Below are 11,869 nucleotides of genomic sequence, written 5' to 3' on the forward strand. Positions count from 1 at the left end.
TCAGGCTTTGGGGCGGAACATCTGGAACAGCGCTTGGGGCCCGAGCTGGAAATAATCCGCCGGACCGCCGCCACGCAGGATCGGCTCGCCCGCCGCTGTGTCGTAAATACCGTCCTTGAGCAACCGCTTGGCGATGTGTACCGCCACCACTTCGCCAAGAATCAGCCAGCTGGGCACCAATTCCTTATCCGCGCGTTGCAGCTGGATGATCTGGGTAACCTTGCACTCGAACGACACCGGCGTTTCCTTGACCCGAGGCACCGCAACAATCTGCGATGCCAGTGGCGTCAGGTTGGCCAGTTCAAACTCGTTCACGTCCGGCGATACCGGTGCGCAGCTCTGGTTCATGGCTTCGGCCAGCGGGCGCGTTGCCAGGTTCCAGACGAACTCGCCGGTCTGCTCGATGTTATTCAGGCTGTCTTTGCGGCCGACACTGCAAAAGCCGATGATCGGCGGAATGTAGTTGAAGGCATTGAAGAAACTGTACGGCGCCAGGTTCAATTTGCCGTTGGCGTCCTGCGACGAAATCCAGCCGATAGGGCGGGGACCAACGATGGCATTGAACGGGTCGTGGGGCAGGCGATGGCCTTGGGAAGGTTCGTACGAATGGATGTCATCTGACATTGGCGCAATTCCTGTTACCGCGATGAGAGGGCAGAGTTGCGTCATAGTGCAAGGCCGGCGCTGGACATTCCAGAGTTGCCGACAGATTTCAGGGCCCGGAAACGATTAAGCCCGGCACTAAGCCGGGCTGGGTGTAGCCGTTGAGTGATTAGCTCAGACGGTTTGCACCCACATGGTCGGCGCCGTCAGCAGCCAGACGATTGGCACCTACGTGATCAGCACCGTCAGCAGCCTGGCGATTTTGACCCACTCGGTCAGCACCATCAGCAGCCAGACGATTTGCACCCACATGGTCAGCGCCGTCAGCAGCCAGACGATTGGCACCTACGTGATCAGCGCCATCAGCAGCTTGAGGGTTGTGGGTGGCGTTGGTGTGGGACGAACCGCCTTCAGCGACAACGGTGGAATTGAGCAGGTTGCTTGTCTCTACGGCAGGAAGGGCAAAAGCGCTTGATGCCAGAACAGAGAATGCCAGGCCAAAAATCAGTTTGTTGGTTTTCATGATCAGTTACTCCACATCGAATTTGTTTGCGACTCGGTATGGAGCTAATGCTACGCGCCTGACTTTTATTAAGAAGTTAATAGGGTTGCTAGCCATCATCGTCAAAAATGATAGTACGCCACAGGGCTCGGTTTTCGGGCGTGCCAGGGGTTATTGCGCAGTGGTGGTGCATTTCTCTGAAAAGTCTTGCAACAAGCTGGCTTGACAAATTGAATACTTATCTCTGGTTGCGGTATTTACCGATTTATCAGTGAAAAATTGCACCAGAATATCTGCGTCCTTGCCAAAGCTTCTCCCAGAAAAAAGGGCAGCCCCATCAAATGAGGCTGCCCTTGATCACTCAGGCTGATATGACTCAGTCGGTTTCAATGCGCGAATGCTTGCGCGTGTCCTTCATGAATACATAAACCAGCAGTGAAACGGCGATGCAGGCGGTGACATACCAGTAGTACCCCGTCTCCATGCCGATGCTCTTGAACCACAGCGCGATGTATTCAGCGGTGCCGCCAAAGATCGATACCGTCAGTGCGTAAGGCAGGCCAACACCCAGGGCGCGGATTTCGGTCGGGAACAACTCGGCCTTGACCACTGCGTTAATCGACGTGTAGCCACTGACGATGATCAGTGCCGCCATGATCAGGAAGAACGCGCCCCACCAGCTTTGCACGGTATGCAGCGTGGTCAGGATCGGCACGGTACAGAGCGTGCCCATTACCCCGAAGGCGATCAGGATGGGACGCCGACCGATCTTGTCAGACAGCGCGCCGACAAAGGGTTGCAGGCACATGAACAGAAACAGTGTTGCCGCCGAGATGGTCGTCGAGTCGGTGATGCTCATGCCGACCGTGTTCACCAGGTATTTCTGCATGTACGTGGTGTAGGTATAGAACGCCAGGGTGCCGCCCATGGTCAGGCCGACCACGGTCATCAGTTCCTTGGGATGGCGCATCAACGTGCGCATCAGGCTTTCTTTTGGCTTCTCTTTCTTCTTGCGGGTGAACGACTCGGTTTCTTCCATGCCACGACGCAGGAACAACGCAACCACTGCGCACAGTGCGCCGATCACGAACGGCACACGCCAGCCCCACGCGTACAACTGTTCGGTGGTCAGGGTTTGCTGCAGCACGATCAACACGCCCAAAGCGATGAGCTGCCCGGAAATCAGCGTCACGTACTGGAAGCTGGAAAAGAAGCCGCGACGTTCTTTGGTGGCCATCTCGCTGAGATAGGTTGCCGAGGTGCCGTATTCGCCACCCACCGACAAACCCTGCAACAGACGGGCAAAAACCAGCAGGATCGGGGCACCGACGCCGATCATTTCATAGCTCGGTGTCAGGGCGATGATCAGCGAACCGAAGCACATCAACAGTACCGAAGCCATCAAGGCGGCCTTGCGGCCCTTGCGGTCGGCGTACAAACCCATCAGCCAGCCACCAATCGGGCGCATCAGGAAGCCCACGGCGAAAATGGCTGCGGTGTTGAGCAGTTGCGCAGTGGTGTCGCCCTTGGGGAAGAAGGATTTGGCGAAATACAACGAGAAGGCGGCGTAGACGTACCAGTCATACCACTCGACCATGTTGCCGACCGAACCGCTGAAGATTGATTTGAGACGACTTGAGGTGGTCTTCACAGCGGCAGGCGCGCTGTCCGACCCTTGCGACAGGGAGGTAGGGATTTCCATCTTATTCCTTACATTCATTGTTTTTAGAAGGGCACGTCAAAATGCGGCCGTGTCTTCCTATAGCAGGAGCTGTGCCAGCGGGCAGAGGCCCGGTTTAGAAGGGTTTGCGAGCATTTATAAGCGGGAATCCGCTTATGGCGTGGATGGCAATGAGCGGAAAGTTGCCGATGAAGGCGCCGTTCACTCCGTGGGAGCGAGCTTGCTCGCGAAGGCTTCTTATCGGGCGCGGAAAAATGTGCGGATGTACTGGCCCCTGCGCGGGCAAGCCTTGCTACAGATCCGGCGTTTCTCCTACACAAACATCTCGCGCAGTAAGCCGTGGCGCTGCATTTTCTCGTTCAACGTGCGGCGTGGCAGTTGCAGTTCGTGGAGCACCGCCTTGATGTCGCCTTTGTGTCGGCTGAGGGCGGCGCGCAGGCAGTGGGCTTCGAACGCTTCCTGCTGAGCTGCCAGCGATGGCCCTGCGTCCAGTGCGACCGGTTCCGGCGCGCTGAGGCCTAGTGTCTGGCGCTCAGCGGCGTTGGCTAATTCGCGCACGTTGCCGGGCCAGTCATGGGTCAGCAACTGGCTCAACTGCGCAGCGCTGAGTTCCGGCGCCTTGCGGCCCAGGCGTTGTGCAGCCGCCTGCGCAAAGTGGTTAAACAGCTGCGGAATATCTTCGCGACGCTCGCGTAAGGGCGGCAGGCGCAGTTCAGCGACATTCAGCCTGTAGGCCAGATCCTCGCGAAAACGTCCGGCGCGGGCTTCTTCGAGCAAATCGGGCTTGGTCGCCGCGATGATCCGCAGGTCCACGTTGATCGGCTTGTTGGAGCCCAGGCGCTCCAGCTGTTTGTCCTGCAAGACGCGCAGCAACTTGACCTGTTGCGCCAGCGGCATGCTTTCGATTTCATCGAGAAACAAGGTGCCGCCATCGGCGTATTCCAGCTTGCCGATGCGCTTGCCCTGGGCGCCGGTAAACGCTCCGGGTTCATGGCCGAACAATTCGGCTTCGAACAGCTGTTCGGGGATCGCCGCGCAATTAAGGGCGACGAAGGGCTTGTTGGCGCGCGGACCAAAATCATGCAGGCAGCGCGCAACCAACTCTTTGCCGCTGCCCGTTTCACCCCGGATGATCACGTTGACCGGCAGTTGCGACAGATCCAGCACCTGGCGGCGCAAGGTCTGCAAACCGGGCGAAACACCGAGCAGCGTCGCGTCCAGTTGCGAGCGCGCATCGGCCTGTTCGTGCAGGCGACGGTTTTCCAGGACCAACTGGCGCTTTTCCAGTGCCCGACGCAGATTGCTCAGCAGGGTTTCCGGGCTGAAGGGTTTCTCCAGAAAGTCATAGGCTCCGTCGCGCATGGCATCCACAGCCATTGGCACATCGCCATGCCCAGTCAGCAGGATAACCGGCAGGTCGGCGTCCAGCGCCTGCAACCTGGCCAGCAACGCCAGGCCACCCATGCCCGGCATCCGCACGTCGCTGAGGATGACTCCCGGAAAATGTTCCGGCAGGTTCGCCAGACAATCTTCGGCGCGACTATGAACCTGTACCTGGAATCCGGACAGCGTCAGCCATTGCTCCACGGCCTCACGAATCGGCGCTTCGTCGTCGACGACAATGACGGAATTCAGCATGAGGGTTCAACCTCCAGGAAGTCGTTGGGCAGGCTGAACGAGAAACGTACGCCATGGCCATGATTTTGCGCTGCAAGCCGTCCGCCCAGTTCATGCACGATGGCGAAGGACACCGCCAGGCCCAGTCCAAGGCCGTCGCCGACCGGTTTGGTGGTAAAGAACGGGTCGAACAGACTGACCATATGTTCAGCGGCGATGCCGCCGCCGCTGTCGATAACGCTCAGGCACCAGCGATTTTCCTCGGCGCTGATCACGATTTCCAGACGTTTGAGCGGTTTGTCGCTCATGGCATCCAGGGCATTGCGCAGCAGGTTGATCAGCACCTGTTCCAGGCGAATGGCATCGCCGCGAACCCATGCGGGCCGGGTCAGGTGCAGCACGCACTGGATGTATTCATCCCGAATGCGCGAATCCAGCAGCAGCAACGCTTGATCGACCACTGCCGCCAGATCCAGTCGCTCGCGCAGGCCTCCGGGGCTTTTGCGGGCGAAGGTTTTCAAGTGCCCGGTGAGCGCGGCCATGCGCGTCAGTTGCTGGTCCAGCGGGCCCAGCGCCTTATAAGCATCATCTATGCGCCCATGATCAAGCAGCAGGCGCAAGGTGGCCAGTTGCATGCGCTGGGCCGTCAGCGGTTGATTGATCTCATGGGCCAGCGCTGCGGACATTTGCCCCAACGCGGCGAGTTTGGTCGATTGCACCAGGCCTTCCTGAGCCGTGCGCAGTTCCACAGTGCGCTCCAGAACCAGACGCTCCAGCTCGTCGCGGCTGCGTTCGCGCATGCGCGCCAGGCGCCAGCGCTGATACAGAAACAGCCCAAGGAACACCAGCGTCAGCCAGGCACCGGCGGCAGCAATGCCTGCGTTGCGGATGTCTTCGCTGGCCATCTGCGGCTTGCGCAGCAGATGCAGGGTCCAGTCTTCGGCAGGCAACGGCATTGATTGCCAGAGGTAATCCGCCGTTTCGTCAGGGCCATCAACCCGGGTCAAATGACTGTTTTCGCCAAATTCGCGCAGTTCGCGGCGGCGCAATGGCGAAAGCGGTTGCCGGTCGTACTGCCGGGTGCTGAGCAATTGCGCGCGGTCTTCAACCGAAATCGGCTGCAACTCGCGATAACGCCAGCCAGGCTGGTTGGCGATGAACACGATGCCCTTGGCGTCGCTGATCAACAACAGGTCGTCGCCCTGCGCCCATTGATGTTCAAGGTCGGGAAACTCCAGCTTGACCACCATGGCACCAAGAAACCCGCCTTTGTCGTCCACCACCGCATTGGACAAAAAATAACCAGGAATGCCGCTGGTCACGCCGACCGCGTAAAAGCGGCCAATGCCCTTGGCTTTGGTTTGCTGAAAGTAAGGACGAAAGCCGTAGTTATGGCCGACGTAACTGCTGGGCAGACGCCAGTTGCTGGCGCCGACGGCCAGGCCATGGCGATCCAGCAGCTCAAGGGTCGAGGATTGCGCCGCGCCGTTGATACGCTCCAGCTTGCGATTCAGCGCATCCTGGGACTGCGCCGTGATCGGACCGTTGAGTGCCGCGCGTATTTCCGGGTCCAGCGCCAGCACCGCAGGCAGCGCCCGATAGCGTTCAATCAAGGTGTGCAGCGTGTTGGCGTAAAGGGACAGCTGAACACCGGCCCTTGCGGCATCGTCCGACAGCGCATGGCGCTGAGCCTGACGCATTGCCAAACCCGCCGACACGGCTGCGCCCGCGAGAATCAGCAGTGCATAAAGGACGATGCGTAAGGTGCGGGCGGTGAATGGCATAGGAGGCTTGCCTGATTTAGGGCGGGTTGCAGCGCGTTACTCCGTAGGACCGGCTTTAGCCGGGAGGGCGTTCTCCCGGCTGAAGCCGGTCCTACGGACCCTGCGTTGCAGGTGCGGCTTTACAACAAATTGAAATTCGCCTGCTTCACCGCTTCTGAATCTAGGCCGATCATGACCTTGAATTCACCGGCTTCGGCTGCGTATTTCAGGCTCGGATCATAGAACTTCAGATCGTCTTCGCTGAGGGTGAAGCTCACGACTTTTTCTTCACCGGGCTGCAGCATGACTTTCTCGAAGTTCTTCAGCTCCTTGACCGGACGACTGATGGACGCGGCAACGTCGTGCAGATACAGCTGAACCACGGTTGCGCCGGCAACCTTGCCGGTGTTCTTGACGGTCACGCTGGCGGTCAACTTGCCTTTGCGGGGCATGTCTTTAGCCGACAGGATGATGTCCGAAACATCGAATTGGGTGTAGCTCAAGCCGTAACCGAACGGGAACAGCGGGCCGTTGGTTTCTTCGAAGTAATGGGACGTGTAGTTGCCGACCTTGTCCGGGGAATACGGGCGACCGGTGTTCAGGTGCGCGTAATAAGTAGGAAGCTGGCCGATCGAGCGTGGGAACGACATTGCCAGCTTGCCGGACGGGTTGTAGTCGCCGAACAGCACGTCTGCCACGGCGTTGCCGCCTTCGGTGCCGGGGAACCAGGTCTCCAGCATCGCGTCGGCCTGGGCCAGTTCGTCGACCAGCACCAGCGGGCGGCCGTTCATCAATACCAGGACCAGTGGTTTACCGGTTGCCTTCAGCGCCTTGATCAGGTCGCGCTGCTTGCCGGGAATGTTCAGGCTGCTGCGGCTGGCCGCTTCATGCGACATGCCACGGGACTCGCCCACCACGGCAACAATCACATCAGCCTGCTCGGCGGCCTTGACCGCTTCGTCGATCATTTCCTGGGCCGGACGTGGATCAACGTCGACTTCGTGCTCGATGAAGTTCAGGTATTCATTGATATGGTCATTGTCGCTGACGTTGGCGCCACGTGCGTAGACCAGTTTGGCCTTGTCGCCGACGGCATTGGCCAGACCGTCATACACGGTGACCGACTGATTTGGCCGACCGGCGGCAGACCAGCTGCCGAGCATGTCCAGCTGACTCTTGGCCAGGCTGCCGATCACAGCGATGGTGCCCTGTTTTTTCAGCGGCAGGGTTTCGTTCTGGTTTTTCAGCAGTACCAGGGTCTTGCGCGCCACATCCCGTGCTTCGCTGCGATGCAGGCGGTCGTCGGAATAGGTGTCGGCCGGGTCTTGCGCTGCTTTGCCGATGCGCAGGTACGGGTCAGCGAACAAGCCCATGTCGTACTTGGCGCCAAGCACTTCACGTACGGCGTTGTCGATTTCCTTGACGGAAACTTCGCCATCTTTGACCAGACCTGGCAGCTCTTCACCGTAGGCCTTGTCGTTCATGCTCAAGTCGACGCCAGCCTTGATGGCCAGCTTGGCGGCCTGGCGGAAGTCTTTCGCCACGCCATGGTCGATCAGTTCCTTGATCGCGCCGTGATCGCTGATGGTCACGCCCTTGAAGCCCCAATCCTTGCGCAACAGGTCTTGCAGCAACCAAGTGTTGGAGGTTGCGGGCACGCCGTTGATCGAGTTGAGGGCGATCATCACGCCGCCCGCGCCTGCATTAACTGCCGCGCGGTAAGGCGGTAGGTAATCCTGGTACATACGCGTAGGACTCATGTCCACGGTGTTGTAATCCCGGCCACCTTCAACTGCGCCGTACAAGGCGAAGTGCTTGACGCTGGCCATGATGTTGTCCGAGGCGGCGGTGCTTTTGCCCTGGAAGGCCTTGACCATCACGTCGGAGATGCGCGACACCAGATAGGTGTCTTCACCGAAACCTTCGGAAGACCGGCCCCAGCGTGGATCGCGGGAAATATCCACCATTGGCGCGAAGGTCATGTCCAGGCTGTCGGTACTGGCCTCGATGGCTGAAATGCGACCGCTCAAGGCGATGGCGTCCATGTCCCAGCTGGCGGCAAGGCCCAGGCTGATCGGGAAAATCGTGCGATGGCCGTGGACCACGTCGTAGGCGAAGAACATCGGAATCTTCAGACGACTCTTGGCGACAGCAGCTTCCTGCAGCGGGCGGTTTTCCGAGCGTGTGATGGAATTGAACGTGCCGCCAATCCGGCCTGCGGCGATCTCCTTGAGAATCATCGGCTGTGGCATTTCCGAACTGATGCTGATCAGCCGCAATTGGCCGATTTTTTCATCAAGCGTCATTTGCTTGAGCAGATTGGAAATGAACGCGTTTTTCGCCTGCAACGTGGCCTGATTAGTGGCGACCGGGGCACTGACATTGCTTGCAGCCAACACTGGCTGGCTGGCCAGACTGACCAGAAGACCGAGTAAACACAGCTTATTCATGAATGATTTCTCAAGGCTTTTGCCTGCAACTTACGTTTAATCTCAGGCAGCCATATTTTGGGTTTTAGACCTTTGGCGCTTAATTGTCGGTCAGGGCGATGGGCTGCCGCTGAACTCTTTGTCATTACCGGCATCTTTGTAGCGCAGACACTTTTTATCCGATGATCCGGCGTTGGCGACGGATTATGCCGGGGAACTTCTGTTTTGGCTAAAATCACTTGAGCCATACGGAATAAATAGCCATTACAGGAGTTACACAATGATTCACATACAGCGTTGCCAGTCCCACAACGGACGTCGCTATACCTGGGCAACCGGCGTTCTACTGCTGCTCAGCACGTTGTTGAGCGGCTGCGGCATCAATAACATTCCCACCTACGACGAACAGGTGAAAGCGGCCTGGGCTCAGGTGCAGAACCAGTATCAGCGTCGCGCCGATCTGATCCCCAACCTGGTTGAAACCGTCAAAGGCTATGCCAGGCACGAGCAAGACACGCTGACGGCGGTCATTGAGGCCCGGGCCAAGGCGACGTCGATTCAGGTCGATGCCAATACCTTGAACGATCCGGCCAAACTCAAGCAGTTCCAGGACGCCCAAGGCCAACTGAGTGGCGCATTGAGCCGCTTGATGGTGGTTTCCGAGCGTTATCCGGACCTCAAGGCCAACCAGAACTTCCTGTCTTTGCAGTCGCAACTGGAAGGTACAGAGAACCGCATCGCCGTTGCGCGTCGTGACTTCATTGCCTCGGTTGAACGCTATAACACCGAGATTCGCACCTTTCCCGGTCGTCTCTGGCACACCGTGATGTACAGCGACTTGCCGATTCGCCCGAACTTCGAAGCGACAACCCCAGGTTCCGAAAAAGCCCCGGAAGTGAAGTTCTGATGAAGGCCTTGCGGCTCGCGCTGCCGGTCCTTGTGCTGTGGGCCTGCGCCTTGTCGGCGCAGGCCGCACTGGTCTTTCCGCCGCTGACCGGACGCGTGGTCGATAACGCGCAGTTGCTCGACGCGCAGAGTTCTGCGCAGTTGACGCAGATGCTTGAGGCTCACGAACAGGCGTCCGGCGAGCAAGTGGTGGTGGTCACGCTGCCGGACCTGCAAGGCACCAGCATCGAGGATTTCGGCTATCAACTGGGCCGCGCGTGGGGGATTGGCGAAAAGGGCAAGGACAGCGGCGCGCTGCTGATCGTCGCCCGTGATGATCGCAAGGTGCGCATCGAAGTGGGCTACGGCCTCGAAGAGCGGCTGACCGATGCGCAATCGTCGGTGATCATCAATCAGATCATCACGCCCGCATTCAAAACCGGCAACTTCGCTGGCGGCATCACTCAGGGCGCGCAGGCGATCATCCAGGTGCTGGGCGGCAATCCACTGGCGCAACCGCAAGCGGCGGGTGGCGCTGAGCAGCAGGGGACCGGTTTCGACAATGTTCCGGTGCTGATTATCGTGGTGGTTTTCCTGATCCTGATTTTCCTGAGATCCGGACGCGGCGGCGGTGGTCGCGGCGGCCGAGGCGGCTTTATTACTGCCGGTGGGTTGGGTGGGCTGGGCGGCCTTGGTTCCGGTGGCTCGGGTGGCGGTGGCGGTGGATTCAGTGGCGGCGGTGGCAGCTTCGGCGGCGGCGGTGCTTCGGGCAGTTGGTAATCGACGGATCAATGAGTGACGCAACCATGGCTTTACTGAATCAAGACCAACAGCGCCAGGTCGGCGAGGCAATCGCGCGCGTCGAACGGCGCACCGATGCCGAACTGGTGACAGTGCTGGCACGCCAGGCCGACGATTACACCTATGTCCCGCTGATCTGGTCCGGGCTGGTGGCTTTGCTGGTGCCCGGCCTGCTCAATTACTTTTCCGGCTGGTTGAGCGCCAATGAACTGTTATTGACACAAATCGCGACCTTTATCGTCGTCGCGCTCATCTGCCGCTTCAGCCCTCTGACCATGTATCTGGTTCCCGCCTCGGTTCGCCATTGGCGCGCGGGCAACCTTGCGCGTCGGCAGTTCCTGGAGCAAAACCTGCATCACACGGCAAAAGGTACTGGCATCCTGATCTTCGTCTGCGAAGCCGAGCGCTACGTGGAAATCCTCGTTGATCACGGCATTTCCAGCCGTTTGCATGACGACACCTGGCAAGCGCTGATCGACGTCTTCACCCAACACGTGCGCAACGGTCAGACCTTGCAGGGCTTTCTCGAATGCATTGAAGGCTGCGGGGAAGTGCTGGCCGATCATGTTCCGGTGACCCAGGCCAGGAATGAATTGCCGAATCGGTTGGTGGTGTTGGACTGATTGACGCGATTTTCCCTTTGGAGCCCGTCCTGACGGAGAAGTGTCTACATAGCTGCAATTAACGTAAAAAAAATCAGAAATATCCCACAGCTTCAGCGGTCCCTCGCTGACTGACTCTTTAGCCATCAAGATGCAAAGTCCTGTGCTTTTACAGTCAGGACTTGACCATGCCTCCCGCATTTCGCTGCCCGTACTTCGTGACAGGACAGGAGTCCTGACATGCCCAAACCCGTTGGCGTCCTGAGCCGTGGCCCGTGCTGCGAAATCAACAAACTCATCGTCCAGGTGGTCGGCCAGTACCATCCGCCGACCCAACGATTGGCGTTCTACGAGAAAGACGCCAACACCCGGCTGGACGCACTCACCGCGCAGGATTGCACCGAAAACATCACCGCCTACATGTGCGCGCCCAGCCAGTTGCATGTCTGGGACTGGTCCGGCGAGCCCGCGCATCGGCTGATGCTGGAGATCGAAACCGAACGCGGCAAGCCGATCCTGCTGCCGCTCCCTGCAACCCGAATCACGCTAAGGCAAGTGGATCAGCAGTGGAATCAGATCGTTCCGGTGCTGCCGTTCGTGGCGTTGCCGGGTGTCAACAGCGCCTACGATCACGGCACGCCGGTGTTGTGCCGCGCCGGGTTTATCTATGTCTTTATCGACGGCAAGTTGTGGCGGGAACTGGAGGTCCGGGTCAGCGACGAGCGGACCACTTATCACGATATTGAACTGAAGAAGTTCCGCGTGGGCGAGGGCTACGTTGATGACGCGCGCCTTGCCACCGGCAAGGCGCTGGACGACATCTGGCTGCCCGCCAACTGGAATGATCGACCGCTAGATACGCAGTTGTGCTTTAGCGAAGTTCAGCTGAGCGCGCTGCGGCTGCAGCGTCTGGAAAGCGATTCGGCGTTGCGCCGCCTGCGCTGTCAAAGCCCCGATTTGCGGGTCTCGAAAGAACGCTCGAAAAC

Annotated in this window: 9 protein-coding genes and 1 pseudogene; 4 read left to right on the top strand and 6 right to left on the bottom strand. The window is 59.0% G+C overall.

Going from position 1 to position 11,869, the window contains the following annotated elements:
• From CFII64_RS22070 to bglX, 6 genes are all read right to left on the bottom strand, one after another.
• Positions 1 to 624 carry a flavin reductase family protein gene (locus CFII64_RS22070; protein ID WP_020293069.1) on the bottom strand — a complete coding sequence of 208 codons (624 nt, stop codon included), beginning with the start codon at positions 622 to 624 and terminating at the stop codon, positions 1 to 3.
• A 148-nt stretch (positions 625 to 772) separates the two neighbouring features.
• Positions 773 to 1,126 carry a hypothetical protein gene (locus CFII64_RS29465; protein WP_084488299.1) on the bottom strand — a complete coding sequence of 118 codons (354 nt, stop codon included), beginning with the start codon at positions 1,124 to 1,126 and terminating at the stop codon, positions 773 to 775.
• Between the two features lie 355 nt (positions 1,127 to 1,481).
• Entirely contained in the window at positions 1,482 to 2,807 is a 1,326-nt protein-coding gene (locus CFII64_RS22080; protein WP_020293071.1) for an MFS transporter, read from the bottom strand.
• 291 nt (positions 2,808 to 3,098) lie between these two features.
• Complete coding sequence (locus CFII64_RS22085) at positions 3,099 to 4,424, bottom strand: sigma-54 dependent transcriptional regulator (RefSeq protein WP_020293072.1); 1,326 nt, start codon at positions 4,422 to 4,424, stop codon at positions 3,099 to 3,101.
• Positions 4,418 to 6,187 (bottom strand): ATP-binding protein, encoded by a 1,770-nt coding sequence (locus CFII64_RS22090; protein ID WP_020293073.1) that lies wholly within the window; start codon positions 6,185 to 6,187, stop codon positions 4,418 to 4,420. The genes CFII64_RS22085 and CFII64_RS22090 overlap by 7 nt, the downstream gene beginning before the upstream one ends.
• 119 nt (positions 6,188 to 6,306) lie before the next feature.
• Positions 6,307 to 8,616 (bottom strand): beta-glucosidase BglX, encoded by a 2,310-nt coding sequence (gene bglX / locus CFII64_RS22095; RefSeq protein WP_020293074.1) that lies wholly within the window; start codon positions 8,614 to 8,616, stop codon positions 6,307 to 6,309.
• Positions 8,617 to 8,875: 259 nt separating this feature from the next.
• Between bglX and CFII64_RS22100 the strand changes: the two genes are divergently transcribed.
• The 4 genes and pseudogenes from CFII64_RS22100 to CFII64_RS22115 all read left to right on the top strand — a co-directional run.
• Positions 8,876 to 9,502 (top strand): LemA family protein, encoded by a 627-nt coding sequence (locus CFII64_RS22100; RefSeq protein ID WP_020293075.1) that lies wholly within the window; start codon positions 8,876 to 8,878, stop codon positions 9,500 to 9,502.
• Positions 9,502 to 10,260 carry a YgcG family protein gene (locus CFII64_RS22105; protein WP_020293076.1) on the top strand — a complete coding sequence of 253 codons (759 nt, stop codon included), beginning with the start codon at positions 9,502 to 9,504 and terminating at the stop codon, positions 10,258 to 10,260. The genes CFII64_RS22100 and CFII64_RS22105 overlap by 1 nt, the downstream gene beginning before the upstream one ends.
• Positions 10,261 to 10,286: 26 nt before the next feature.
• Entirely contained in the window at positions 10,287 to 10,904 is a 618-nt protein-coding gene (locus CFII64_RS22110) for a TPM domain-containing protein (RefSeq protein WP_020293077.1), read from the top strand.
• Positions 10,905 to 11,123: 219 nt separating this feature from the next.
• A pseudogene (locus tag CFII64_RS22115) lies at positions 11,124 to 11,869 on the top strand (hypothetical protein); the annotation flags it as partial.

The sequence above is a fragment of the Pseudomonas sp. CFII64 genome (genome assembly GCF_000416235.1).
Classification (GTDB): Bacteria; Pseudomonadota; Gammaproteobacteria; order Pseudomonadales; family Pseudomonadaceae; genus Aquipseudomonas.